Source organism: Shimia sp., assembly GCF_965227725.1.
GTDB lineage: Bacteria > Pseudomonadota > Alphaproteobacteria > Rhodobacterales > Rhodobacteraceae > Shimia.
This window is the reverse complement of record NZ_CBDDGH010000006.1, coordinates 386,435-411,524: the sequence shown is the minus strand read 5'-3', so window position 1 is coordinate 411,524 and position 25,090 is coordinate 386,435. Positions and strand designations below refer to the sequence as shown.

Annotated in this window: 20 protein-coding genes and 3 pseudogenes; 14 read left to right on the top strand and 9 right to left on the bottom strand. The window is 54.5% G+C overall.

The features are described from left to right. Window positions 1-3 precede the first annotated feature (3 nt). From ACO07T_RS19735 to ACO07T_RS19675, 13 genes and pseudogenes are all read left to right on the top strand, one after another. Entirely contained in the window at window positions 4-1,107 is a 1,104-nt protein-coding gene (locus tag ACO07T_RS19735) for an ABC transporter ATP-binding protein (RefSeq protein WP_422050820.1), read from the top strand. Continuing rightward, window positions 1,104-1,400: a hypothetical protein gene (locus ACO07T_RS19730; protein ID WP_422050819.1), complete on the top strand. Its 297-nt coding sequence runs from the start codon at window positions 1,104-1,106 to the stop codon at window positions 1,398-1,400. The genes ACO07T_RS19735 and ACO07T_RS19730 overlap by 4 nt, the downstream gene beginning before the upstream one ends. Window positions 1,401-1,415: 15 nt before the next feature. After that, the gene (locus ACO07T_RS19725) at window positions 1,416-3,371 is read left to right on the top strand and encodes an SDR family oxidoreductase (RefSeq protein ID WP_422050818.1); all 1,956 of its coding nucleotides are present in this window, start codon (window positions 1,416-1,418) and stop codon (window positions 3,369-3,371) included. Between the two features lie 129 nt (window positions 3,372-3,500). Continuing rightward, window positions 3,501-4,562, top strand: a complete 1,062-nt coding sequence (locus ACO07T_RS19720) for a sugar phosphate isomerase/epimerase family protein (RefSeq protein ID WP_422050817.1) — start codon at window positions 3,501-3,503, stop codon at window positions 4,560-4,562. Then, window positions 4,559-5,683 carry a Gfo/Idh/MocA family protein gene (locus ACO07T_RS19715; protein ID WP_422050816.1) on the top strand — a complete coding sequence of 375 codons (1,125 nt, stop codon included), beginning with the start codon at window positions 4,559-4,561 and terminating at the stop codon, window positions 5,681-5,683. Before ACO07T_RS19720 ends, ACO07T_RS19715 begins: the two co-directional genes overlap by 4 nt. Window positions 5,684-6,413: 730 nt before the next feature. Next, window positions 6,414-7,166: a FadR/GntR family transcriptional regulator gene (locus ACO07T_RS19710; protein ID WP_422050815.1), complete on the top strand. Its 753-nt coding sequence runs from the start codon at window positions 6,414-6,416 to the stop codon at window positions 7,164-7,166. Beyond that, window positions 7,159-8,322 (top strand): aminotransferase class I/II-fold pyridoxal phosphate-dependent enzyme, encoded by a 1,164-nt coding sequence (locus ACO07T_RS19705; protein WP_422050814.1) that lies wholly within the window; start codon window positions 7,159-7,161, stop codon window positions 8,320-8,322. The genes ACO07T_RS19710 and ACO07T_RS19705 overlap by 8 nt, the downstream gene beginning before the upstream one ends. Before the next feature lie 45 nt (window positions 8,323-8,367). Further along, on the top strand, window positions 8,368-9,627 hold the full coding sequence (locus tag ACO07T_RS19700; RefSeq protein ID WP_422050813.1) for an ABC transporter substrate-binding protein: 1,260 nt from the start codon (window positions 8,368-8,370) through the stop codon (window positions 9,625-9,627). After that, a complete protein-coding gene (locus tag ACO07T_RS19695) occupies window positions 9,624-10,559 on the top strand; it encodes a carbohydrate ABC transporter permease (protein ID WP_422050812.1) in 936 nt (311 codons plus the stop codon). Before ACO07T_RS19700 ends, ACO07T_RS19695 begins: the two co-directional genes overlap by 4 nt. Window positions 10,560-10,566: 7 nt before the next feature. Next, window positions 10,567-11,406, top strand: a complete 840-nt coding sequence (locus tag ACO07T_RS19690; RefSeq protein WP_422050811.1) for a carbohydrate ABC transporter permease — start codon at window positions 10,567-10,569, stop codon at window positions 11,404-11,406. Between the two features lie 10 nt (window positions 11,407-11,416). Continuing rightward, on the top strand, window positions 11,417-12,478 hold the full coding sequence (locus ACO07T_RS19685) for an ABC transporter ATP-binding protein (protein WP_422050810.1): 1,062 nt from the start codon (window positions 11,417-11,419) through the stop codon (window positions 12,476-12,478). Between the two features lie 364 nt (window positions 12,479-12,842). Beyond that, a pseudogene (locus ACO07T_RS19680) lies at window positions 12,843-13,512 on the top strand (IS256 family transposase); the annotation flags it as partial. Next, window positions 13,497-14,087: pseudogene (locus tag ACO07T_RS19675) on the top strand (IS3 family transposase); the annotation flags it as partial. The pseudogenes ACO07T_RS19680 and ACO07T_RS19675, both read left to right, overlap by 16 nt. Before the next feature lie 290 nt (window positions 14,088-14,377). On the opposite strand, the gene ACO07T_RS19670 reads toward ACO07T_RS19675, so the two are convergent. From ACO07T_RS19670 to ACO07T_RS19660, 3 genes are all read right to left on the bottom strand, one after another. Then, window positions 14,378-15,655 (bottom strand): TRAP transporter large permease, encoded by a 1,278-nt coding sequence (locus ACO07T_RS19670; RefSeq protein ID WP_422050809.1) that lies wholly within the window; start codon window positions 15,653-15,655, stop codon window positions 14,378-14,380. Window positions 15,656-15,661: 6 nt separating this feature from the next. Continuing rightward, the gene (locus tag ACO07T_RS19665; protein ID WP_422050808.1) at window positions 15,662-16,189 is read right to left on the bottom strand and encodes a TRAP transporter small permease; all 528 of its coding nucleotides are present in this window, start codon (window positions 16,187-16,189) and stop codon (window positions 15,662-15,664) included. Window positions 16,190-16,253: 64 nt separating this feature from the next. Then, window positions 16,254-17,234 (bottom strand): sialic acid TRAP transporter substrate-binding protein SiaP, encoded by a 981-nt coding sequence (locus tag ACO07T_RS19660; RefSeq protein ID WP_422050807.1) that lies wholly within the window; start codon window positions 17,232-17,234, stop codon window positions 16,254-16,256. Between the two features lie 299 nt (window positions 17,235-17,533). Here ACO07T_RS19660 and ACO07T_RS19655 point away from each other — a divergent pair, with 299 nt between their 5' ends. Continuing rightward, window positions 17,534-18,298, top strand: a complete 765-nt coding sequence (locus ACO07T_RS19655) for an IclR family transcriptional regulator (protein ID WP_422050806.1) — start codon at window positions 17,534-17,536, stop codon at window positions 18,296-18,298. Window positions 18,299-18,900: 602 nt separating this feature from the next. Here ACO07T_RS19655 and ACO07T_RS19650 read toward each other — a convergent pair. The 6 genes and pseudogenes from ACO07T_RS19650 to ACO07T_RS19625 form a co-directional block, all read right to left on the bottom strand. Next, a pseudogene (locus ACO07T_RS19650) lies at window positions 18,901-19,310 on the bottom strand (IS3 family transposase); the annotation flags it as partial. Next, window positions 19,286-19,711 carry a transposase gene (locus ACO07T_RS19645; protein ID WP_422051055.1) on the bottom strand — a complete coding sequence of 142 codons (426 nt, stop codon included), beginning with the start codon at window positions 19,709-19,711 and terminating at the stop codon, window positions 19,286-19,288. The gene ACO07T_RS19645 and the pseudogene ACO07T_RS19650, both read right to left, overlap by 25 nt. Window positions 19,712-19,781: 70 nt before the next feature. Then, a complete protein-coding gene (locus ACO07T_RS19640) occupies window positions 19,782-21,395 on the bottom strand; it encodes a chemotaxis protein CheW (protein WP_422050805.1) in 1,614 nt (537 codons plus the stop codon). A 3-nt stretch (window positions 21,396-21,398) separates the two neighbouring features. Continuing rightward, complete coding sequence (locus ACO07T_RS19635) at window positions 21,399-21,884, bottom strand: chemotaxis protein CheD (protein ID WP_422050804.1); 486 nt, start codon at window positions 21,882-21,884, stop codon at window positions 21,399-21,401. Next, the gene (locus ACO07T_RS19630) at window positions 21,881-22,729 is read right to left on the bottom strand and encodes a CheR family methyltransferase (RefSeq protein ID WP_422050803.1); all 849 of its coding nucleotides are present in this window, start codon (window positions 22,727-22,729) and stop codon (window positions 21,881-21,883) included. Before ACO07T_RS19630 ends, ACO07T_RS19635 begins: the two co-directional genes overlap by 4 nt. A 31-nt stretch (window positions 22,730-22,760) precedes the next feature. Beyond that, entirely contained in the window at window positions 22,761-24,659 is a 1,899-nt protein-coding gene (locus tag ACO07T_RS19625) for a methyl-accepting chemotaxis protein (RefSeq protein WP_422050802.1), read from the bottom strand. Window positions 24,660-25,090 lie beyond the last annotated feature (431 nt).

Here is a 25,090-nt window from a genome sequence, read left to right as displayed (position 1 = left end):
AATATGAATGAGTTGAAACTGTCCGGCCTGACCAAGTTCTTTGGCGACTTCGCTGCCGTTCAGGATGTGGACGTAACGGTCCAAGCGGACGAGGTTTTGTGCCTGCTGGGTCCTTCGGGCTGCGGGAAGACCACCACGCTGCGTATGATCGCTGGGCTGGAATCTGCCACAAAAGGCTGCGTGTTTTTCGGTGACCGCGACGTGACCGCCCTGCCTGCGCGGGACCGGGATGTGGCGATGGCGTTCCAGTTCTACGCGCTCTACCCCGATCTGACGGTGGGCCAGAACCTTGTCTATCCGCTACAGGCCGAGGGCGCGAGCCCCGAGGAAGCTGCTGATCGTCTGGGCCAGATTGCGGACATCCTGCAACTGAGCGAGGTACTGGACCGATATCCCCATCAGTTGTCAGAGGGGGAGAAACAGCGCGTTGCCGTGGGTCGCTGTGTGATCCGTGCGCCCAATGCGTTTTTGTTCGATGAACCGCTCAGCCGTCTGGACGCCAAGCTGCGCGATGAGATGCGCGGTTCGATCCGCAAGGTTTTGGCGACGCTGGACCGCCCCACTGTGATCGTCACCCATGACCAGCTTGAGGCGATGACAATGGGCGACAGGATTGCGGTCATGCGTGACGGCAAGGTAGAACAGGTCGGCCGACCGTTGGATGTATTCGAAAGGCCTGCCAACACATTTGTTGCAGGGTTTATCGGAACCCCGCAGATGAACCTGATTTCTGGACGCTGTATTGCGGCCAACGATCGAGAGCTGGCGATCGAAACCGCCGGACACACGATATCAGTTTCATCCGATCCTTTTCAGACGCTCCCACCTGAAGGGGCAGAGGTCACCATGGGGTTCAGGCCGCGAGCTGCCGCACGGTCTGCCGAAGGCATATCACTCAAATCCGCCAAGGTATTTTTGTGCGAGAACATGGGGGCGGAAACCCTTGTGCACTCTGATTGGGCAGGACAGTCAATACGTGCCTTGCTGCAAGGCCCCGGTTGGCCGGAAGGGCAAGCACACGACGTTGAAGTCAGTGAAGTGGCGCTAACTCTATTCGGTCCAGACGGAACCCGGATCAGACGGAAATCCGAACAGGAGGCCGCATGATGACGACTCTCAGTAAAACCGCGGCCGCTCGTTCACGAGGTTTGATTTTGGCGATGTCGATCGGATCGTTGATAGCCGTCTTTCAGCCATTTTCGCACGTCTTATTTCAAGTTGGCTGCCTGACAGCATTTTTCTCAGCGATCCTATTCAACTTGATGCCTTTCATAAATGCCGGCCAACCCCTGAAATCTCTTCGCCAGCCAGCAGTCACGATCCTGATCGTTTTCCTGTGTCTGGTTGGTTTCGCTATCCTGTCTGCCTGGGGCTACGTCCTCTATCTGCAGGCCCAGTAGTTTCGGAAAGTTAGAATGAAAAATCGTTGGAATGACACAGAAGCTAGCGCTTTGGCTATGGATTTGGAATTGCGCGCGTACACATCTCGTTTGATTGGCGTAGACGCTGAACTTGTGTTGCATGGGGGCGGAAATACATCGGTGAAAACCATTCAAAAAGATATTTTTGGCAATGATGTGGACGCGATTTTCGTCAAAGCGTCGGGGTTTGATCTGGCAAATATGTGGACCGAAGGGTTCACTGGTTTAGAGCTGAACAAGCTGCTGGCACTATCCAAACTTCCGGCTTTGTCCGACCCTGACATGGTGCGCGAAGTGAAGCGCGCGCAGTTCGACCCGCAGGCTGCAAATGCCTCGATCGAAGCCATTGTTCATGCGGTGATCCCGTATAAATTTGTAGATCACTCTCATGCGGATGCGATCCTAACAATTTCGAACTCGATGCTGCCGTCCGAGACTTGGCAAGAGGTGTTTGGTGACAGTGTTGCCGTGCTGCCCTACGTGAAGCCGGGCTTTGATCTGGCGAAACAGGTTGCAGAGTTTGCGGCCAAGGGCGGCTTTGAGCGCTGCGACGGGCTGATCCTGGAAAACCATGGGTTGTTTACTTTTAATGACGACGCCAGAAAAAGCTACGACCAGCACATCAAACTGGTGGCGCTTGCTCAAGGGTTTCTGGAAGATAAATTCGGCCGTCTGAAGCCGGGGGCCCCGAATACAGACGATCCGCTGGCTCTGGCGCAATTGCGAAGGGCCGTCGGCGATCTGGCAGGGTTTCCTGTTCTGTCGCGCCCCTCATGCAGCGTACCAGAGGACTTTTCCGGGCGGCTGGCCGAGCTGACCAAAACCGGCACCGTGACGCCCGAGCATGTCATTCACAACAAACCGTTTCCTGCACTTGTCGGTCCGGAAGCTACCGTTGGACTGGCGCGATTTGCTGCTGACTATCAGGCCTATTTCGATCGTGCTGGCGATGACAATTTGCAACGACTGCCCCTGAACCCACATTGGGTGGTGTCCCAAACGGGCAGCATCCGCAGCTTTGGCCCCAACATCAAACGCGCCGATATTTCGGCTGATGTTGCGCGGACCACGGCGAAGGCGCTGCTCTATGCGCAGGAAACAGGCGGCTGGCAGGGCCTGAGCGAGGATGACCTGCGCGGGCTGGAGTATTGGGAACTGGAACAAGCCAAACTGAAGAAACAACCCAAAGGCCCTGAATTGACCGGCAAGATCGCGGTTGTGACTGGCGCCGCCACTGGGATCGGGCGTGCGATTGCGCAAAAGCTGCACGCAAAGGGGGCCGTGGTCGTCGGGTTCGACATCAATCCTGTGGTCGTAGAAAACCTGTCGAATACAGGACTTGAAGGTACAGTAGTTGATGCTACGGACCGGGCCGAAGTCGAGGTTGCGCTGGCGAATGTGGTCCAAGCCTATGGCGGGCTGGATATTTTAGTTTCGAACGCGGGTATCTTCACCGCAGGTGCGCAGGTCGAAGATATGGACGACAACGACTGGGCTAAGTCTATGCGGGTCAATTTGGACGCCCATATGATCCTGTCACGCGCCTCCGTGCCCTATCTCCGGCAGGGTTTTGACCCGTCGATCCTGTTCATGGCCTCGCGCAATGTACCAGCTCCAGGGGCTGGGGCCTCGGCTTATTCGGTGGCCAAAGCTGGGTTGACTCAACTGATGCGTGTTTTGGCGCTGGAACTGGCTGAAGCCGGAGTGACAGTCAATGCACTACACCCCGATGCGGTGTTCGACACCGAGCTTTGGACCGATGAGGCACTGAAGCGCTCCGCCAAACGCTATGGGTTGACGGTTGAAGCCTACAAAAAACGCAACCTGATGAAGGCCGAGATCTCGTCAGACCACGTCGCAAAAGCTGCACTTGCGCTTGTCGGAGACCGTTTCCGTCGAACAACCGGCGCGCAGATTCCGCTGGATGGCGGAAACGCACGAGTAATTTGAGCAAGTGGTTGAGTGTCTGGTCAGTGAAAATGAATGACCTCAGATGCTGGTCTTGCCAGACCGCGCTGGCAAAAAATCGACTAAATCCGCAGGCCTACAACATGGCTCGCAATCACGAAGGAGGCTGGTATGTCGGATGCGATCAAGGGACCGGGATTATTTCTGGCGCAGTTTGCGGATGATGTTGCTCCCTTTGATACGCTGGGCGATTTAGCGACATGGGCAGCGGGGCTGGGGTATAAGGCGGTGCAGATCCCGACATTTGACGGGCGTTTGTTTGATCTGGATAAAGCCACTGACAGCCAAACCTATTGCGACGAGATTACTGGCATCTGCCGCGACGCAGGGGTTGAGGTCAGTGAGTTGTCGACCCATTTGCAAGGCCAGTTGGTCGCCGTTCACCCGGCCTATGATCGGTCCTTCGATGCCTTCGCGCCCGAGAAGGTTCAGGGCAGTCCGCAGGCACGGCAGGATTGGGCGGTGGATCAGGTCAAGAAAGCCGCCATCGCCGCGCGGCGTATGGGGCTGGACACCACTGTCAGTTTTACCGGATCACTGGCCTTTCCGTATCTCTACCCGTGGCCGCAACGGCCTCAGGGTCTGATCGAAGAAGCTTTTGAGGAACTCGCCCGCCGCTGGAAGCCGATCTTTGACGCGTATGCCGAGCAGGGTGTTGCTATTGGCTTTGAAATCCATCCCGGAGAGGATGTGTTCGACGGTGCGACCTTTGAGATGTTCCTCGATGCTGTAGATGGGCACGAGGCCTGCCGGATCAACTACGACCCCTCGCATTTCCTGCTGCAACAGATGGACTACCTAGAATTCATCGACCTCTATCACGAGCGCATTTGCGCCTTCCATGTGAAGGATGCCGAGTTTAACCCGACCGGACGGCAAGGCGTCTATTCAGGCTATCAGGGCTGGATTGGTCGGGCGGGTCGATTCCGCAGCCTCGGCGATGGGCAGGTGGATTTTGGCGCGATCTTCTCGAAACTGACGCAGTATGGCTATGACAGCTGGGCGGTGCTGGAATGGGAGTGCTGCCTGAAATCTCCCGAACAGGGGGCCGCTGAAGGCGCGCCATTCATCGCTCGCCATATCATTGAAACCACGGATAAGGCCTTTGACGATTTCGCAGGCGGCGAAGTGGATCAGGCCATGATCCGATCTATGCTGGGGCTGGGCCAATGAAACCATTGAAATTGGGTATGGTCGGGGGCGGGCAGGGGGCCTTTATTGGAGCGGTCCACCGCATTGCCGCCCGGTTGGATGGGCAATGGCAACTGGTGGCGGGGGCGCTTTCGTCGGACCCGCAGCGGGCCGAAGCCTCGGCGCAAGAGCTGGGTCTTGATCGGAACTATGCAGATTTTCGTCAGATGGCACAGGCCGAGGCCGCGCGCGACGACGGTATCGATGCAGTGGCGATTGTGACGCCCAACCATGTGCATGCCGACCCGGCCATAGCGTTTCTTGAAGCGGGAATCCACGTCATCTGCGACAAGCCTCTGGCCGCCACGGCTGAGGATGCCGCGCGCATCAAGGCCGCAGCTGAGGCGTTACCCACCCATTTCATCCTGACGCACAATTACACCGGCTATCCGATGATCCGGCAGGCACGTGAGATGGTGCAGGCGGGCGAGTTGGGCAAATTGCGGCTGGTGCAAGTGGAATACGCGCAGGACTGGCTGACGGAACCCACCGCCCCCGACAACAAACAGGCCGATTGGCGTACCGATCCGGCGCGTTCGGGGGCCGGGGCCATCGGCGATATTGGCACCCACGCATTCAATCTGGCGCATTTCGTGACGGGCGAGGTGCCCTCGCATCTGGCGGCAGACCTTTCCAGCATGGTGCCGGGTCGTTTAGTCGATGACAACGCCCATATCCTACTACGCTATGCCAGCGGTGCGAGGGGGATGCTCTGGGCCAGTCAGGTGGCGGTGGGCAATGAAAACGGCCTGCGCCTGCGGATTTATGGCGACCGGGGCGGCTTGGAATGGTCGCAAGAACACCCCAATCATTTATATGTCAGCGGCTTTGGACGTCCAACGCAAATAGTAACGCGCGGTTCGAGCGCGATGACCTCCCTTGATGCTCAGCGCGCCAGCCGTGTCCCGTCGGGCCATCCCGAAGGTTATCTAGAATGCTTCGCAACGCTTTATAACGAAGCGGCCGACCTGATCAGGGGCAAACACGACGCTGGTCGTTTGTCGCCTGGCCTGCGGGATGGCTTGTTAGGTGTTTCGTTTGTTTCCGGAGCCTTGTCTTCGGCTAAGGGCAATGGCAAATGGGTTAGGGTCAAATTGTATTGAATTTCGATACAGCGAGCGTTTGAAACTTGTGAAGGGCGTGGCGAATTGAGGGATCTTTGCTGTCCGGCCGACGAGCTGTTGGCTAGCTTCTCTCCATGCTTAGCAAAGCCGTGTGGCAAGTCTCAGATTGATTAAAATGTTGATTTGAAAGGGTATATCTACCCGAGGTCAGGTGTTTTAGGGTGGGCAAAGACACGGCCTGAGTGGAGTGAGGCTCTGGCTCATAGGCCGTACAAATACTTCGATATCAGCGCCGAAAGTAGTTTCAGTTTCGAAAAAGACACCCGACGATGTAAGGATACTGGTTCCCAGGAGTGTCGCAAAGGGTTGTAGCCACTTTTTCTGTCGTGCGAAATTCCGCCTGTGTCTGGTAAACCGTCGTGAGCCGCTACCATCCGATTTCACGGCTTCGAGGCTTTTGACACTTAGAATGCGGCTAGGCGATATGCATGGTGACGGATCATAAGTGTTCCTTTCTGGCCTAGAACTTAACGTTACCTCCCCCCCTGAGCAGCAACTGGCTTAGATGCACCCCTCTATTCCGGCTTTGGGTGTGTGATTGCCATTCTTGGTGCTCCGCTTCTGAAAATCATTCGACCAATTCAGCCAGGTGGGGTGTAAGATTAACTACGATACTGTTTTTATACGATAATTTAATGTCGGACATTATTGTTGATTTTGTCAGACATTATTTTTATCGTGACGCCTACGAAACTCGGAGCAACGTGACGTGTCTGACCAGCCGACAAAACCAACCCCTTCTGACAACGATGCATCGCGCGCGCTTGAGCATCTGGAGCCCGGAAACAGTCGGCGCACGGTATTGGATGCGCTGTCACGCATGATCGAAAATGCGCAACTTGGCGTGGGAGATCGCCTGCCGCCTGAAATAGCGATTGCGCGGAAGCTTGAGGTGAGCCGCGCGAAGGTGCGGGAGGCGCTGATCGCTTGGCAAAACATGGGAATTGTGACGCGAAACAAAAAGGCGGGCACCGTGCTGGCGGCTGAGGTGTTCAGCAACGCCATCCATATGCCAATGACACTCAAGCTCGAGGCCGAAAGCCTGTTGCGGACCCATTCCGTGCGCCGCCCGCTTGAGATCGAAGCGGTTCGGCTGGCCGCCCGCCACATCAATGAACGTCATGGGCGATTGATCATGGGCCGGGTTGAAGAATTGATGACTGTCTACAGCGCGGGTGAAGACTGGCGCGAAGCTGATCACAAATTCCACGCGGCGATCCATGCCGCCACAGGAAACCCTTTGTTTGCACAACTTGTGCTGCAAATTCAGCAGGGCTTCAACGAAATCTATGAAACGCCGCTCGGACAACCGCAGCTAGGTCAGAACACTATTCCGTTGCACCCGGATCTGGCCGCCGCGGTAGTACGTGGTGAAGAGGACAAAGCCGCCGATGTGATGGCGCGCATTATGGACATGGTTGAGACCGAAGTGCGCAAGGTGATGGAGACCTATGATGTCTGACCTTGACCAAAACGCCGCTGCTCTGGCGACTGTGCTCAGTTCGGTTCTCGCAGATGAACATGGGGCGATCACGCCACCCATCGTGCAATCCTCGCTGTTTGCCTTTGAAGATTATCAGGCGTTTGAAGATCGGATGGCCGGCCGCAGTGAACGACCAATATATACTCGCGTTCAAAACCCGACCGTCGCGGCATTTGAAGGGTTGATGGCACAGGCAGAGCATGGCGCAGCGGCTGTCGGATTTGCCTCGGGCATTGCAGCCATCTCTTCAACCTTGCTGGCGTTTTTGCAACCCGGTGATCGGGTTGCCTGTGTTGAGCATGTTTACCCTGACACCTATCGCTTTATGGAGCTTATGCTGCGCCCCTTTGGCGTCCAAGTCAGCTATCACTCCGTGGCTGCTTTCGAGACGGACGCTAATCTGCTGGAAGGAGTCAAACTGGCCTATCTGGAAAGTCCAAATTCTGTGGTCTTTCAACCGATGAACTTGATGCAGGTGGCTGAACATGCGCGGCGGCATGGTGTGCTAACGCTGATTGATAATTCATGGGCCAGCCCAGTGTTCCAGAACCCCATCGATTTGGACATCGATATTGTGGTGCATTCGGCCTCAAAATACATCTCCGGTCATTCCGATACGGTTGCAGGGGTTACGATTGCGGCGGAAGAACATATTGCCCGGATCCGGGATCTGACGTTGCCGCTGCTTGGGGCCAAACTGGCGCCTTTTGAGGCTTTTCTTCTAACCCGCGGCCTGCGTTCGCTTCCGGCGCGCATGGCACAGCATCAGGCAACAGCCAATCTGTTTGTCGACCGTTTGGCCGGACTTTCGCAGGTGCGCAAGATCAACAGCCCCGGCGCAAATGATGTGCCTGGTTTGCGGGGACGAACGGGTCTCATGTCTGTGGAATTTGACGACAGCGTCGATATTGCGAAGTTTTCGGACAATCTGAAACACTTTCGGCTTGGGGTCAGCTGGGGTGGTTTCGAGAGCTTGGTCTTGCCGGCGCGGGTTGGTCTGGCGCAAGCCGGAGAGAAAAATTCTATGCAGCATTTTGGCGTCTCACCCAACCTGGTTCGATTGAACCTTGGTCTGGAAGATGCCGAAGACCTTTGGGCTGATTTTACCAACGCCCTGAGAATAAGCGTCGCCTAAGAGCACAAAAAGACGCGCAATCCCAACACCATTGGAGGACGAAGAATGACATATTTGAAGACCTGTACCAGCGCTATGGCCTTGCTTGTAGCCAATGCGGCTGCCGCAGACACAACCTTGAAATTGGTTGAAGTGATTACCAGCCCAGAACGCACCGAAGTGCTGCAGACTCTGGTCGATGGGTTTGAAGCCAACAACCCCGGTGTGACCGTCGAAATCGTCAGCCTGCCCTGGGGGCAAGCCTTTGAAAAGCTGGCAACAATGGTGGCAGGCGGTGATATTCCGGATGTTGTGGAGATGCCCGATACCTGGCAAGCTCTCTATGCCGGATCTGGTCAGCTTGCGAGCTTGAAAGATCATGTGGCCGGCTGGGAAAATGGTGCGACCTTAACGGACAAGACTGTCGCGATGGGATCGCAAGCTGGCGATCTCTATATGATCCCTTATGGGTTCTATCTGCGGGCAATGTTTTATAATAAAAAACTGCTGGCCGAAGCTGGCGTAGAGGCTCCGCCTGCCACCATGGCCGAGTTCATGGATGCGTCTGCGAAGGTGTCAGAATTGGATGGCAAATCCGGCTACTGCTTGCGCGGTGGACCGGGTGGTACAAATGGCTGGATCATGCTGGCCGCTACCATGAATGGTTCTAACGATTTCTTTACGTCCGAGGGCAAAAGCCGCATCAACGAGCCCGGCTCGGTTGAGGGCATTCAGTTCATGATTGACATGTACCAGAAGGGCTATGCCCCGAAAGACAGCGTTAACTGGGGGTTCAATGAAATTGTGGCCGGCTTTTATTCCGGCACCTGTGCCTTCCTCGATCAAGACCCTGATGCCTTAATCGCAATCTCGGAACGGATGTCTGACGATGATTTTGCCGTCATTCCCATGCCGGTGGGACCATCCGGCAAGTCTTTCCCCACGATTGGCTTTGCGGGTTGGTCGATCTTCAATTCGACCGAGCATCAAGAGGAAGCATGGGATCTGGTTGCGACCCTGTCGTCTCCTGAAGCCAACGCGAAATGGGCACAGCGGGTTGGTGTGATCCCGATCCACAAAGGGGCAGATCAGGATCCGTATTTCCAGACCGAACAGTTCAAAGGCTGGTTCGACACGTTGAATGGCGCGCAATATGAGCCAACCACCATGCCAACCCATCTTGAACAATGGGGCTATTTCGCTTCGACAGTACTGTTGGAAACCAGCCAGGAGGCTTTGCTCGGCCAACGATCCGCACAGGATGTTGCTGATGAATGGGCCGATCTGCTGACCGACGAATATGCCAAGTGGAAAGCGAGCCAGTGACCCTTTCGCTGACAACCAAGCGCCTGCCCGGGACACCCCGGACAGGCCGCGCACTCTACTGGCGCTATATGGTCGAGCCGTTTCTCTATCTGTCGCCTGCCATCTTGCTGATTGTTTCGGTTCTGCTGATGCCGCTGATCATCGGCATTTCTTATTCGTTCCAAGCGATTGAGCTGCTTCGGCCTTTCAACACCGGTTGGGTGGGATTGGAAAACTTTGCAAAACTTTGGTCAGATCGCAAATTCTGGCTGGCGCTCGACAATACCTTTTGGTGGACGTTCTGGTCGATTTCCTTCCAGTTTCTGCTGGGCTTGGGCCTAGCGCTGCTTCTGAACACCCAGTTCTACGGCAAGAAGCTGTTTCAGGCGCTGGTGTTCCTACCCTGGGCCGTTCCTACATTCCTCTCAGCTTTGACCTGGGCTTGGCTGTTCAATCCCGTGATTGGACCGCTGCCGCATTGGCTCGCTGCTTTGGGCATCCTGTCCGAGCCCTATAATATTATGGGCGATCCAGATCTGGCGCTTTGGGGGCCTATTGTTGCCAATGTCTGGTTTGGGGTGCCGTTCTTTGCCATCACGCTTCTGGCCGCCTTGCAATCCATCCCAGGGGAATTGTTTGAAGCGGCCAAAATAGACGGTGCCTCTGCGTGGCAGATTTTCAGCAAAATCACTCTGCCATTTCTGGCACCAATGATCGCCATAACCGTGATGCTTCGCACCATCTGGATCGCCAATTTCGCGGACCTGATTTATGTGATGACAGGAGGTGGCCCGGCCAATTCAACGCAGATTGTCAGCTCATACATCTTCACAACCGCTTTCCGCAAACTGGACTTTGGCTATGCCTCCGCCATTGCTGTGGCTCTGCTGGGCATTTTGTTGGTCTATGCCGTGATCGTGCTGTGGATCCGCAAAAAACTGGTCAAAATCTGAGGGTCAAATGGCAATCTCCCGCACTCATCCGATGTTGACGGTAGGCAAATATGTCGCCCTTCTGGGGTATCTTTCCTTTGCTCTCTTTCCCTTGTACTGGCTGTTGAAAATAGCGTTGACGCCCGATCAGCTGGTGTACAGCGAAGGCACATCGCTGTGGCCGTCGCGCATAACAATCAGCAACTTTACAGAAGTGCTGTTTCAAACCGATTTCCTGACCTATTTCGGCAACTCTCTGACCGTCTCGCTGGGCACAGCGGCCCTCACCACTTTGATTGCCGCTGGCGCAGGCTACGCGTTTTCGCGATTTGATTTCGCCGGCAAACGGCTGTTGATCGTGGTAATGCTGATAACCCAGATGTTCCCGCTCCTGATGATCATTGCGCCGATCTACAAGATCATCTCGTCGCTCGGCATGTTGAATTCGCTTACGTCGCTGATGGTCGTCTACACCGCCTTTAACATCCCATTTGCAACCTTTCTGATGCAGTCTTTTTTTGATAGCATTCCGAAAGATCTGGAGGACGCCGCGATGATGGATGGCTGTTCTCGATTTCAGGCGCTGCGTAAGGTTGTTTTCCCACTGACCCTGCCCGGTCTCGGGGCAACCCTTGGGTTTGTGTTCACCGCTGCTTGGTCTGAGCTGTTGTTTGCCCTGATGCTTGTGTCCAAGAATGACGCCATGACCTTTCCCGTTGGCCTTCTGACCTTTGTGTCAAAGTTCTCAGTCGACTGGGGTCAGATGATGGCGGCAGGTGTGCTTGCGCTTGTTCCCAGCTGTTTCTTTTTCATCTTCATTCAACGCTACCTGGTGCAGGGCCTCACGTCTGGCGCGGTTAAAGGATAGGAGGTTCGCTATGTCTCGGATCGAACTCAACAATGTGGTTAAGCGCTACGGGTCAGTCGAGGTTCTGCGCGATATAAATCTTGATATTCAGGACGGTGAATTCATCGTGCTGGTAGGTCCTTCGGGCTGTGGGAAATCCACGCTATTGCGCATGATTGCGGGGTTAGAACCCATCAGCGGTGGCGACTTTCTGATTGACGGTGAACGGATGAATGACGTGCAGCCGCGCGATCGGGACATCGCCATGGTCTTCCAGTCCTATGCCCTTTATCCGCACATGGATGTTGCTCGGAATATGGGTTTCTCTATGGAAATCCGCAAAGACTCCGTGTCTGAACGCCGTACGCGCGTTGAGGCGGCGGCCAAAACTCTGGGTCTGTCTGCGCTCACTGATCGCTTGCCCCGTGCTTTGTCAGGTGGGCAACGCCAGCGCGTCGCAATGGGGCGCGCCATCATTCGTGACCCGCGCGCCTTCTTGTTTGATGAACCACTCTCCAATTTGGATGCCGCCCTGCGAGTGGAGATGCGGCTCGAAATTGCACGCATGCATAAGAAACTGGGCGCTACGATGATATATGTCACTCATGATCAGGTAGAGGCGCTGACCCTCGCCGACCGAATTGTTGTGCTTCATGGGGGCGACATCCAGCAGGTTGGCACGCCTCTGGATTTGTATGAACGTCCGGCAAACAAATTTGTGGCCCAGTTCATTGGGTCTCCGACGATGAACATGCTCCCCACCGCTGACCAGGCAAACGGCTTTGTTTTGTCCAATGGCAAGGAGATTGCACTTTCGGAAGGTCGGTATTCTTGTCAGGTTTCAGAGCTGGGGGTCCGACCAGAGCATATTGACATCGTTGCGCCAGACGAAGGTGACCTGGTCGGTGTTGCAGATGTGGTTGAACGTCTTGGATCAGACACAAACATCTATGTTCAGGTAGATGGGCTCGGGTCGACGTTAGTTCGCCGATCTGGAAATCTCCCTATAAGTTCAGGGGACCGTCTTGGTTTGCACTTACAGCGCAACAACATTCATCTATTCACCGCAGAGGGTGCCCGTCTTGAGCGATAGCTTGGCTCAGACCTAATAACCATTAGATAACGGGAGCGGCGAGTACGATTTTTGACGGGAAGACCTTTTGGGATCTGTCATATTGGGCCTCTTAGGCGCATCTCGCCAGCGTAATCCGTTACGATTTCTGGAGTCGGCGCCGCTCTACACGCATCGGTCGTAAACGTGAGGTTTGTCATGGGGCTTAGGCAAAAAAGGTTCCATATGAGCCAACTGAGCATCGCTCCACCGGGGAAATAGACATGTTAACATATTGTCTTCGAACGATGAATTGCGAGTCTGGCTATATACCAATCGATCCGGAACCTAGAGTAGCATCGAGTGCACAGAGACCGTGCATTCTATTCGTTCTATTGATTTGGCGAGCTTGAAGATCCGCGATGCCGACAGCCGCACGGTAAAGAACAAGGCGGTTGACGTGGCCCTCGGCGTGACCCGCGATGACAGCCGCAAGGTTCTGCGCCTGTGGATCGCCGAGAATGAGGGGGAAGTTCTGGCTCTCGGTGATGAACGAACTCAAGAACCGCGGGCTACAGGACGTGCTGATTGCGGTCGTGGAAGGGGCTCAAGGGCTTTCCCGAGGCGATCACTGCCGCCTTTCCGGAGGCCCAGGTTCAAACCTGCATCGTCCATCTGGTGCGCCATTCCCTGAATTTCTGCTCCTGGAAGGACCGCAAGGCGGTAGCGGCCGATCTGCGCCGGATTTACAGCGCCCCGAGTGCCGAGGCGGCCGCGGCCGAGCTCAATGCGTTCGAGGAAAAATGGGCCGGGAAATATGCCTCCATCGCGCCCGCCTAGCGCAGGGCCTAGGAAGAAGTCATTCCGTTCTTCTCCTTCGATCCGGCGATCCGCAAGATCATCTAAACGACGAACGCATTGAAAGCCTGAACCGGGTGATCCGGAAATCAATCAAGACCCGAGGGTCGTTCCCGACTGATGAAGCGGCCACCAAGCTGATCTATCTCGCGATCCGCAACTTCGAGAAAGACGGCCGAAAATTCCGCGAATGGTTTGCAGGCGACGAGAGGGGCTGAAACCGCCAACGAAACAACCAAAGAAGGGGCGGCTCTGGCTGAATGACGGATCGTGCGTTCGACTACGGCCAGAGCATCGCGATCATGTTTGGAGCTATGATTTCGTGCATTGTCGAACAGATGACGGAAAGGTTTTCCGCACGCTCAACATCATCGACGAATACAGCCGAGAATGTTTGGCCATCCGTGTGGATCGCAAGCTGAACTCAGGTAACGTCATTGATGCCTTAAGCGATCTGTTCATCCTGCGCGGGGTGCCGTCGTTCATTCGGTCAGACAACGGGCCGGAGTTTGTTGCTCAGGCCGTTCAGGACTGGGTCAAGGCTGTTGGCGCAAAGACGGCCTACATCGAACCGGGGTCGCCATGGGAGAATGGATGCTGCGAAAGTTTCAATGCCCACATCAAGGACGAGTTCCTCAATGGCGAGATCTTCTACAGCCTGCGCGAAGCTCAAATCCTGATCGAAGAATGGAGGAAACACTACAACACGAAACGCCCCCACAGCGCGTTGGGCTACCGCCCACCGGCCACGGAAACCATCGTTCAGATGGATCAAAGGCCGATCATGCACTAACAATCAAATTGGAGCCCTCAGGTGGGGCTGATCATGATCGACAGCTCAACGGGCGCATGCGCGAGGAACGCCTTAACGAAGACCTGCTACCGTCGCTGCGCTAAACCTGCCGTATGATCGCAGCATGGCTCGCTGACTTTAGTCGTAACCGGCTGCACTAGAACTCGCTGGTATCGCGCCATATGAATATGTCAACCGGTCAAAGTAAAGCCAACAGTCGCACAGAGCTATCTTACAAAAGCGGACTCTAAACTGAGTGGGTCAACCTCATATTTTCCGTAGAATAAGGCTCATCCATAGAGCAGTTCAGGCAGCCAAAGCACCAGTTGCGGTATGAAGGTGAGCAGTAGGAGTACGCCAATCAGCGGAACTAAGAAAGGCAGGGTGGCCTTTACACACTGTTCAAAAGGCACTTTTGAAACCCGGGAGAGTACAAAGAGCACCATGCCCACAGGTGGCGTCAACAAGCCCAGCATCAGGTTCAAAATGACGATGATGCCAAGGTGAATGGGATCGATCCCGAATTGCGCGGCCACAGGCATCAAGACAGGAACCAGAATCGAGATTGCGGCGATGGTCTCCATGAAGAGGCCCACGATCAGAACGATCGCCATGATCAGCAGCAATACTACGGCTTTGCTGTCGGTGAAGGACAACACGAATTCAGCAAATTGAGTGGCGATCTGATTGGCTGTCAAAATCCAAGCAAACACAGAGGCTGCACCAACGATCAGCATAATCGCGGCCGTGGTTTCGATGGTTTCCAAAGAAATCACGGCAAGTTTGCGCAGAGTGAGTGTTCGGTAGACCAAAGTGCCCAGCACCAGCGCATAAGCCGCCGCGCAGATGGCTGCCTCAGTTGGTGTGAACGCGCCGGACACAATGCCACCGACGATGATAACTGGGGTCATCAGGGGCAAGAAGGCTGCCTTGAAGCGGGTGCCAATCAGGGTGGCGCTAAAAGCAACGTCGCGGGGATAGGCGCGTTTGCGAGACATCCACCACACCATCACCGACAGAGCGCCCGCCATCATCAAGCCTGGCACAATGCCAGCGACGAACAATTGGCCAATCGAGACCGATGCCATGACGCCAAAGATCACCAAAGGCAATGAAGGCGGAATGATGGGGCCGATGGTGGAGGACGCTGCGGTGACGCCCACGCTGAAATCGTCATCATAGCCCGCTTCGCGCATGGCTTTGATTTCAATTGCGCCAAGACCACCGGCGTCAGCCACTGCAGCGCCGGACATCCCTGCGAAGATAATACTTGCGCCGATGTTCACGTGGCCAAGACCGCCATGCATCCAGCCCACAATGGCGCGGGCAAAGCCGAAGATACGCGCGGTGATGCCGGCAGAGTTCATCAGCGCACCGGCAAGGATAAAGAAGGGGATGGCCAGGAGCGGAAAGCTGTCCATGCCATTGACCATGTTATGCATCAATAGAACCGGCGGTAGGCCGGAATGAAGAATGTAGGCGAAGGAGGAAAGCGCGAGCGAGAATGCGATTGGCACGCGCAGCAGCATCAAACCAAAGAGCGATGCGAAAAGTATGAAGAGGCCCATGGGTTCTTAGCTCCGTGTCGCGGATTTCAGTCGCGTGAAGATCTGTAGAATGATGATCAATGCATTGATCCCGGCCAGAGCCATCACGCCCGCGTAAAGGTAGTATTTGGGGAAAGGAAGAGAGACCATTTGCTGAAACGATGTACGCTGGATCAGCTCCCAAGCTGACCAAAGGAAGGTCGCAAACAGTGCGAAGCTTGCCAGTAGAGCAAAGAGATGGACCCACTTCAGGTGACGGCCATAATACTTGTCTACAAATTCGAGTGCGATGTGCGATCCCATCACCTGACAGCGGATTGCACCGCAAAAACTCAGCAAGATCAGGAGATACCGCGCCGCTTCCTCCGTCCATGCGATTGAGTCGTTGAGGACGTAGCGGGTGAAGAATTGCAGGAACACGACACAAAACAACGCCGCAAAGAGGGCGAGAAGCGGGTAATCGGCTATGCTGATTTTGAAGTTTTTGAAGTGCAGCTCGTCTTCTTGAGCCAGGGCGTCAAAATCGATTTCAGGCGCTTGGGTCATGTCCTTCATCGGACCTTTCCTTTCCATATGTTGCTGGGCCCGCCGATCGAAATTGGCAGGCCCAGAACCATTTTTATTCTTTGATCGCTTGCAGGCGCGCGAAGATCTCTGGCGTCCAAGGCACATCTGCGCTGGTCAGCATTGGAGACACCGCATCCATGAAGGGTTTGCGATCCACTTCGTTGACGGTCACGCCCTGTGCGCGGAACCAATCAGCGAGTTCTGCCTCTGAGGCAACAATTTCATCAGAGGTGCTAGAGGCGGCTTCCGCCAAAGCGTCCAGAAGGGCTTGGCCGTCATCGCCCATTTTGCCGAGGGTGACCGGCGACACTACCATTGCCAGAGAGTTGGTGATGTGGCCCGTTAAGTTGATGTTGGACTGAACCTCGTGGAACTTCTTGAACTGGATGGTTGGCAGTGGGTTTTCCTGCGCGTCTACAACGCCTTGTTGCAAAGCGAGATAGACCTCTGCGAAGGCCATTGGTGTTGGGTTTGCACCAGTTGCTTTTGGAAACATCTGATAAGCAGGCGCATTTGGCGTGCGGATTTTCAGCCCGTCCATATCTTCTGGCGACATGATTGGCTTGTTGGAAGTCACGTGGCGTGCACCATAGTAAGTCATTGCGGCAATGGTGTTGCCGGAAACCTTGCTGTAGGCCTCGCTCATTTCTGCAAACAAGTCGGAACCGACGTAGGCTTTCCAGTGGTCGTAAGAGCGCATCGTGAAGGGATAATCAGAGATGCTGATCGGGCCATAAGACTGACCCAAGAAAGCAATACCTGTGTAGATCACATCGACAGTGCCCAGAGACAAGGCTTCGTTCAGCGCAGCTTCTTTGCCAAGTTGAGAGGCTGGGAACACCTCCATCGTGTAGCGACCTTCGGTGGCCTTCTCCAGTAGGTCTGCGGCCCGCTCTGCTGCTGCGTGGTATGGCGTTGAGGCTTCATAGACGTGGCCAAAGCGTAGAACTTCCTGAGCCCAAGCGGTGGATACGCTTGCAGTGAGCGCCAAAGTTGCGCCTAGGGCAACGGTGCGGATGTGATGTAGTTTCATTTTTTCCTCCCTGGGTATGTTTTGAAACTTTTGGCTTAAATGCTGGTGCGTTCGCTAAGAGCGGAGTGCTTACGGAAACCGAGGTTTTGTCCCGGCTTTTTGGAGGGGCGCTCAAATCCAAACTGAGTAGGCCTTTGGAACGATGGCGTGCTGCGCAGCTTTGCAACAAACTGCGTTTTTTCGACGATTGCGCCCTGCGAAATGTCTCCAAATCTGGCATCAACTCACATCTTCCTCCCTGATGTGGGTTGAATGGTTTGCATATTTGAAACAGTGTGTCAAATACGAAAGGGTGACGCATGACGAAATCGACTCAATCCTCCTATTCCGCACCAGCTCTCACGCGTGGGTTGAAAATTCTTGAGATTGTGAGCAAAGCGCCAGAACCTCTCAGCACCCAGGACATTGCCGCCGAACTCGGCCGTAACCGAAATGAAGTGTTTCGGATGATCGCGGTTCTGGAAGCTGAGGGCTTTTTGGAAAAAGCGGGAGCGGGTTATGGGTATGTGACCACATCTAAACTGTTGGAGATGGGCCTTAATGCCCCAATTATAAAAGATATTTTTGAAGCGATTTCACCGATGGCGGACCGCTTTTCTGCCCGCACAGGTGCACCGTGCCAATTGGTTTTACCAAGCGGCGATGAGATGGTCGTTATGAAGCGATGGGAACCGCCACTGCGGATGTCGATCAGCGTGCCGATTGGTTCTCGCAGGCCGCTGGAAGACTCCGCGTCAGGCATCGTTATGCTCTGCGCTATGAACCCTTTTCACTTCTCAGAGACGGAAGTGCGCATTCGCGAGAGAAATCCTGACTTTCGCTCGGATCACTTGGAAGAATACCGCAGATCGCTGGCTCAGAATGGCGTGCTGCGATTCAACAGTCGCTTTATGAGCGGTGTTGTGGATCTCTCCGTGCCATTGGTTTCTTTGGGGGGGCAACTTCACGGTGCACTGACTGTTCCCTACGCCAACAACGCCACATGTGAGGCTGATGTGGAAGAGATTGAGGCCGAGCTTCTAAAGATTAGAAACACCATCGCGACGTCCATGCTGCGCGCCTGAAATGCGTAACATCTGTTATTATCGGGCCGATTTAGGATACCGCACAGTCGTTGTGATGTTTCCAGCGCGGAGAGCTTGCGATTCCCGCAACCGTTCGGTCTCCTAATTTAGCAAGTGATTAGAGAGTTCCTATTTGACAGCTTAGTCTGGTTCGGTAACGGCGGTTGCGTGCTCCCGCAACCAAATTTAGCATTTTATAGAAGTCACTTAGCGCCCAAAGGGGCGCTGCTTGCGTTTTTGGTTCGGCAAGTGTGGAAGCACTGTGACGGCGCACTGCCAGCGTTTTGCGAAAATACCGAAACACTTCTTAGGAAAAGTTACGGCACCTCTAAACCGGAATAAGTGTATTCTGACTTGTGGGAATTGTCTCTTAGGGGGCTAAACTGCTTTGAAGAAAGTGAGGTGGGATGGATCGGAGAGTGCTGTTATGGTCCATCACGATCTGTGTGGCAGTGATCGTTTGTGGATTTTGGCTTTGGTTGAGCCCAAAAGAAAAAAACGGACAATCAGCTGGCCGCTGAGACCTTCAGAGCTTTGGACCTTTCGATTGAAGCCTTAGAAGTTTGGACATGTCACGTTTTTGTGCCGCCCCAAGTGCACGTTTAGGCTACTTTCCGTTCGAAGGCGACCGGGCTTTTCCAGCCCAATGCTGAGTGCCTTCGGCGCGGATTGTAGAAGCCGTAGATGTACTGGAAGATGGCTAACTCAGCGTCCCGCCGCGTCTGCTATGACCTTCGCCAAATCAGCTCTGCCTTGATCGTTTTGAAGAAGGTTTCCACAGCTGAGTTGTCATAACAGTTGCCTTTGCCACTCATCGATACCTGGAAGCCGTGCTGGCGCAGCAGCTTCTGGTAATCGTGAGAGCAGTATTGGCTGCCACTGTGGTGTGGTGGATGCAGCCTTTTGGTGGCTGCCGAAGAGCTACGGCCATCTTCAACGCTCGGATCGCCAGATCACGCTTCACCCTGTTGCTGACCGCCAAGCCGATTACCCGTCGGGAATGCAGGTCCATTTAGAGCCATTGTGAGATTTGCGACTTTGGCGACGGGAGATAGCCCTCCAGAATGGAAGCGTATTCTGCTTCGCTAACAGCAAGCACTTGCGCTCTTGCTGACAACCTCCTCGCATGCCATCTTGAACAGCGCGCCTTCGGGATGGGCGACGTTGCCGAGTGCATACTCTCTCATACGACGTCGATTTACAGCTCTTTAACCTCCGCTTCTGTCGGGCGTTTTGCGTTCCGAAAGAAAATACATCCGCGATCCCGTCAATCGCTTGCCGCTTCCAAGTGTTGGCCTGATTTGTATGTAACTTATATTTTGCTGCGATCTCCTGTACGCTCTTTTCGCCACGCAGCGCCTCCAACGCCACCTTGGCCTTAAATTGATCTGTAAACTCCCGGCGCTTTGCTATTTTCGCATCCCTTCAGAGGTTTAGGATACACCTTAACCAACTGCCTAACTTTCTGGCACCAAGTCACACCCTACTGCTCCATAGACCTCAAGCAGCGTGTCACGAGGGCATCCGTATCTAAAATCAGTACGGAGTTCAGCGTGCCAAACGTATTGGTGTGCTGTATGCAGCCCGCCACATCTTCCGCAACACTCCTTTCGGTGTTCTGCTTATCGATGGGTTTGAGCGCAGCAATCTGGTTTTCTGTGGTCATGATGATCTCATCCACGGAATCCACCAAAATACCGAACCTCTGCCCATTGTGCTTGAAGATCAAAACCTTTTGGTCGGCCGTCTTGGTGGGAGGCATGCCATAGAGCAGACGCGGGTTCAGCAAGGTGATCAGATCGCCCCTAAGGTTAATGATCCCTTCCACAAATTTCAGTGCAAAAGGAGGCTCCAGCAATTCCGCAGGGCGCTCAATGACTTCGCTGACCTTTGATGTTTCAAGCGCGAAGCGCTTGTCGAAGGTGAACTGAATGAAAGTGCGGCGGGTGTTCCCGCGGAGCTGCGCCGATGTTTCGCTGTCCTCCGTTTCTGGGGGATAAATCTCCTGGCATGCCTTTGCGGCTTCCATAAAGCCTTTGTCTTCTTGGAGCATTTCTGGCTTGATCATCATCACGATGCGATTTTCTTGATCAATCAGACAGCCTTCGACCAAGTCACCACAAGGCAGCGCAAGTTTTGCAAACGGAAGAATCTCATCTTCGTAGTAGGGCAGGATGCTGTCGATGGAATACACCATTAGACCGACAGGCCCTTCTGGTGTTTCAATCACCAACATGCGCCGTTCTTGCGGCGGTTGGGTGAATTCGATCACCGGCTCATCGCCGAGAAAACTGCGGAAATCGATCACCGGCAAAATGACACCGCGCAGATTTGCGGTGCCCAGGATATGACCATGCGCAAAGAGCGACTGATCCAGCTTTGGCAACTCTCGCACTTCCTTCACGAACCGAAGATCAATGGCGCAAGAGGTGTGACCGGTCTGGAACGAAATGCAGGAGTGGCGTTTGCCCCGTGAAAATGCCTGACGGCTCGCTTCTGCACTGCTGTTGCTGCGCGGAAGTTTCTCCAGGTTCAGCAGCTCCTGAGGATCAAGGATCTGGACAAGCCGGTCGCCACCCTCAAACTTTAAAACGCCTTCGATAACAATATCTTTGATGCCGCGATCGTTGGGTTTGAAATCAACCCGCGCGGCATCCTTGCCGTTGAGAACTTCGCTTGTGCGGTCAAACAACAGGCCAATGCTATGTGCGCCATGTTCGATAATCGCAACCTTACCAGCCTTGTCCTTGGGTGCATCCGGGTATTCCAACAGCTTTCGCAGATCCACCACCGGCACGATCTTTTCGCGCAGATTGAAGAGCCCGAGCATATAGTCAGGGGACAAAGGGACAGGCGAAATGTCCTTGGGCTCGTTCACCACTTCTTGGACCGATGACACCGGAATGGCGAATTCGGTCTCTCCGATCATGAAGGAGCCGTAGATCGCTTTTTGTTGCTTCTCTTGCCCTATCCGCGCGGGTTTTGGCGGTGAGGCGAAAGAAGTAGGTTCCGTGGCTGGGTTTGGCTCTTGCTCAATCGGAGCCAGGCCATCGGAGGTTTTCAGCGCTGTAGACAGCTGATCCAAAGTCAAATCCATATTCTATTCTCCCAGTCGCGGGATGGGTGCGACGGTGAACTCCCCGCTGGTGCAGTCAATCGTCACCTGCCGTCCTTGCAGGCCACCGACGTCCTCATAAATGTTGCGCAACCCCGCCTGTCGCAGGACGCCATAGGCAAATTTGGCGTTGATACTCCCAACCAATCGAGCGGGATCGGTGTCCGCAGGCATGGTCATATTCGCACCACCAACAATCAGTGCCTTCACTTTGCGAATGTTGGAGGCGTTGAGATCCATCATTGATTGCAAAGACCAAAACGCCTGATCAACATGCCGGCCGCTGAGCTTTTCACTTTTGTTCCCGGACTTTGACAGCAGACAATGGGCCAAACCAAAGATGCCCTCTGCCGGATAAAGCAGGCCCAAGCCGATACAGGATCCAAGGATGGCCGTGAGAGATTGACCCTCTCGGCCGACTTTGACCTGCCCGATCTGAACATGCAGTTTTTCATTGGCGGCCGTCGTCATTCCGCCCCCGCGCGCGCTGTGGGCTGGTAAATGATCGGAGCGACCTGCGAAAAATCGGTGCTCAGGTTGGTCAGTGTTTCACTCTCACCAATATAAAGCACACCGTCGGAGCGGATCATGCATCTGACATGAGCCAGTATTTTCTCCTGATCTTCAGGCGTGAAGTAGATCAGCACATTGCGCAAAAACACCACGTCAAAACCGCCCGCACCGCTCATTTTTTCGAGCAGGTTGTGCAGCTTGAACTTCAGCCGTGATCGCACCTGAGGTACGGCCTTATAGCCATTGGTGTCATCGCCCTTCATGTGTTTTTGAAACAGCTCGGGTTGCGCGGTACGGAAACGGGCGATTGCGCGCCCGTTGTAAACCCCGGTCTGGGCAATATCCAAAACACGGGACGAAACATCCGTACCCAGCACGCTGTAGTCAAAACCCGGGTGCTGAAGGCGTTGCTGTTCCAGCAACACCCCAACCGTATGCGCTTCCTCACCTGTGGAGGCAGCAGCAGACCAGACCCGCATTTTTCGCCCACCGGCTGTCTTGTGGAACTCCGGCAGGAACGTTTCTGTGAAATGATCCCAGACCCGGGGCGTGCGATAAAAATAGGTCTCGTTTGTTGTCACCCGATTGGTGAGTTCCTGCATCTCACCGGGGTCATTGGCGAGCCGGGAGATGTAGGAGGAGAAGCTCGGCTCCTCCACCTCCCGTAGGCGTTTGCGCAAGCGACTGATCAGCATCGACCGGCGGTTCTCCGCAATCGTGATGCCCGTCGTCTTATGCACAATCGCGCGCAGTTTTGAGAACTCGCTGTCGCTCATGCTGGTTTCTGCAACATGTGATGTCATCAAAAGCCCTTTCCTTGAGTGGTGCGACGGATCAGCCGCCCAGCTTCGCAACTTCCGATTTGAGCTCTTGAGCCCCGCCACTCAATTCCACTGTCGCAGCAGCAATCGCATCGGAGGCCACAACGGCTTCCTCAGATGCGTCAACAATGCTCTGAATGGCTTCGGCCACATCCCGTGCCGCAGTCTGCTGTTCATTCGCCGCAACAGATATTTGCGTGATGGAGTCCGTTGTTTCCGAAATCCCCGAGAGGATTTTGGTGAATGCAGCACCAGCTTCGCGGGAGACTTCGCTGCCTTGCGTCACGCGCTTAACAGTGTCGTTGATCAGCTTGCTGATTTCCTTGGTTGATTGCGACGACCGTTCGGCCAGCTTGCGCACTTCATCCGCCACAACAGAGAAGCCGAGGCCATGTTCGCCTGCGCGGGCCGCTTCAATCGCTGCGTTGAATGCCAACAGATTGGTCTGGCTGGCAATTTCGCTGATTGTCTTCACAATTTCACTGATTTCCTCTGAAGAGGAGTTGATCAGATCCATCGCCTCGATGGAGCGTTCGATCGCTTTTGCACCCAGATCAGCTTCTTCTTTGGTCTTCTGCGCAATTTCATCAGAGCGGTTGCTGTTTTGGGCAATCGAGTCAATGGAGGCGCTCAATTCCTCTACAGAGGCACTGATTTCTTCCGTGGTGCAGCCAAGGGTTTGCGCCCCGCTGGCCACGGTTTGCGCTTGTTCCGAAATCCCGCTGGATTGATCCGCAAACCGCATTGCAATGCGGGTGACCTCTTTCTCCACCTGTTTCGCGGCAGTGATGTCAGTGGCGAATTTGACCACTTTCACCGGTTTGCCGTCCGCATCAAACACCGGGTTGTAGGAGGCGTTGATCCAAACTTCGGCGCCGTCCTTACCAAAGCGTTTGTATTCCCCCGCAGAGAACTCACCCGCGGCCAGATCCGACCAGAATTTGCTGTAGGCTGGAGAGTTTGCATAGGCCGGCTCACAGAACATTCGGTGATGGCGCCCACGGATCTCTTCCATTGAATATCCGACGGTTGCCAGAAAATTCTCGTTGGCAGTCAGGATTGTGCCATCCAGCTCAAACTCGATCATTGCCTGCGCCCGGCTGATCGCGGCCATCTTGCCGTCCTGCTCTGCCGTGCGCAGCTTTTCTTCGGTCACGTTGGTGGCAAATTTCACAACTTTGAAAGGCTTGCCGTCAGCATCAAAAATCGGGTTGTAGGAGGCGTTGATCCAAACCTCGGCACCGCCTTTGCCAAACCGCTTGTATTCGCCGACAGCAAACTCACCAGCGGCAAGGTCTTCCCAAAATTTGCGATACTCAGCAGTGCTGGCGTAAATTGGGTCGCAGAACATCCGGTGGTGCTGACCGCGGATTTCATCCATTGCATATCCGACCGTAGCCAGGAAATTCTCATTGGCTGACCGAATGGTGCCATCCAGATCAAATTCGATCACAGCCTGCGCCCGGCTGATCGCAGCCATCTTGCCGTCCTGATCTGCAATCCGGCGTTTTTCTTCGGTTACGTTTGTGGCGAACTTCACAACTTTGGTGGGTTTGCCGTCCGCGTCGAAAATTGGGTTGTAGGACGCATTGATCCAGACTTCGGCCCCGTTTTTTCCAAGCCGCTTATACTCACCCGCGAAGAATTCTCCGGTCGCAAGGCGCATCCAAAAATCACGGTAGTCCTCCGAAGCCGCATAAGCTGGCTCGCAGAACATACGATGATGCTTGCCTTGAATCTCGTTCAGTTCATATCCGACGGTTGTCAGAAAATTCTCATTCGCGTTGAGAATGGTTCCATCGAGTTCAAACTCGATCACCGCCTGCACGCGATTGATCGCATCCACAACCCCCTGCAGATCGGTATTTGTATCCGTTGGCTCCGTTGCCCCAGTCGCTGTACGCGCACCCATGATTTGGCCCTTTCAGAAATAATCCCAGTGCCGAAATTGACGGGAGACAGGTTAAGATTTGGCTATTGGAGGTTGTTTTGCGGGGAGGCATATTCTTAAAATAATCCGCAAATGCCCGTGCGTCTCTATGGACGGAAGGGAGGAGACAATCAGATAACACATTCACTGAATGCCTGTGGCGCTCCCTGAAGCAGGAGTCCATCTATCTTGAGGAAATCTCCGATGGCTTTCAGACCTGGCGCGTCGTCAAGAATTGGAGGGCCTTTGGAGCACCAGTCGATCCCATTCGGTGCTTGATCGGCAAACGCCGAACGACGCATATTGGACGGGCTTGGAAGAGCAAAATGCAGCATAAAATCTAAATCGGAGACACCTTAAGAAACTACAAGACCGCACAAAAAAAGTGAGGTCGATTCACTTGTCTCATCCGC

Excerpts from the sequence above, each read along its gene's own strand:
- ACO07T_RS19625 (WP_422050802.1), bottom strand. The coding sequence starts at position 24,659 with ATGGGTGCGCGTACAGCGACTGGGGCAACGGAGCCAACGGATACAAAT.
- ACO07T_RS19660 (WP_422050807.1), bottom strand. The coding sequence starts at position 17,234 with ATGAAACTACATCACATCCGCACCGTTGCCCTAGGCGCAACTTTGGCG.
- ACO07T_RS19690 (WP_422050811.1), top strand. The coding sequence starts at position 10,567 with ATGGCAATCTCCCGCACTCATCCGATGTTGACGGTAGGCAAATATGTC.
- ACO07T_RS19670 (WP_422050809.1), bottom strand. The coding sequence starts at position 15,655 with ATGGGCCTCTTCATACTTTTCGCATCGCTCTTTGGTTTGATGCTGCTG.
- ACO07T_RS19635 (WP_422050804.1), bottom strand. The coding sequence starts at position 21,884 with ATGACGACGGCCGCCAATGAAAAACTGCATGTTCAGATCGGGCAGGTC.
- ACO07T_RS19630 (WP_422050803.1), bottom strand. The coding sequence starts at position 22,729 with ATGACATCACATGTTGCAGAAACCAGCATGAGCGACAGCGAGTTCTCA.
- ACO07T_RS19720 (WP_422050817.1), top strand. The coding sequence starts at position 3,501 with ATGTCGGATGCGATCAAGGGACCGGGATTATTTCTGGCGCAGTTTGCG.
- ACO07T_RS19735 (WP_422050820.1), top strand. The coding sequence starts at position 4 with ATGAATGAGTTGAAACTGTCCGGCCTGACCAAGTTCTTTGGCGACTTC.
- ACO07T_RS19685 (WP_422050810.1), top strand. The coding sequence starts at position 11,417 with ATGTCTCGGATCGAACTCAACAATGTGGTTAAGCGCTACGGGTCAGTC.
- ACO07T_RS19655 (WP_422050806.1), top strand. The coding sequence starts at position 17,534 with ATGACGAAATCGACTCAATCCTCCTATTCCGCACCAGCTCTCACGCGT.
- ACO07T_RS19730 (WP_422050819.1), top strand. The coding sequence starts at position 1,104 with ATGATGACGACTCTCAGTAAAACCGCGGCCGCTCGTTCACGAGGTTTG.
- ACO07T_RS19700 (WP_422050813.1), top strand. The coding sequence starts at position 8,368 with ATGACATATTTGAAGACCTGTACCAGCGCTATGGCCTTGCTTGTAGCC.
- ACO07T_RS19725 (WP_422050818.1), top strand. The coding sequence starts at position 1,416 with ATGAAAAATCGTTGGAATGACACAGAAGCTAGCGCTTTGGCTATGGAT.
- ACO07T_RS19665 (WP_422050808.1), bottom strand. The coding sequence starts at position 16,189 with ATGAAGGACATGACCCAAGCGCCTGAAATCGATTTTGACGCCCTGGCT.
- ACO07T_RS19640 (WP_422050805.1), bottom strand. The coding sequence starts at position 21,395 with ATGGATTTGACTTTGGATCAGCTGTCTACAGCGCTGAAAACCTCCGAT.
- ACO07T_RS19705 (WP_422050814.1), top strand. The coding sequence starts at position 7,159 with ATGTCTGACCTTGACCAAAACGCCGCTGCTCTGGCGACTGTGCTCAGT.
- ACO07T_RS19715 (WP_422050816.1), top strand. The coding sequence starts at position 4,559 with ATGAAACCATTGAAATTGGGTATGGTCGGGGGCGGGCAGGGGGCCTTT.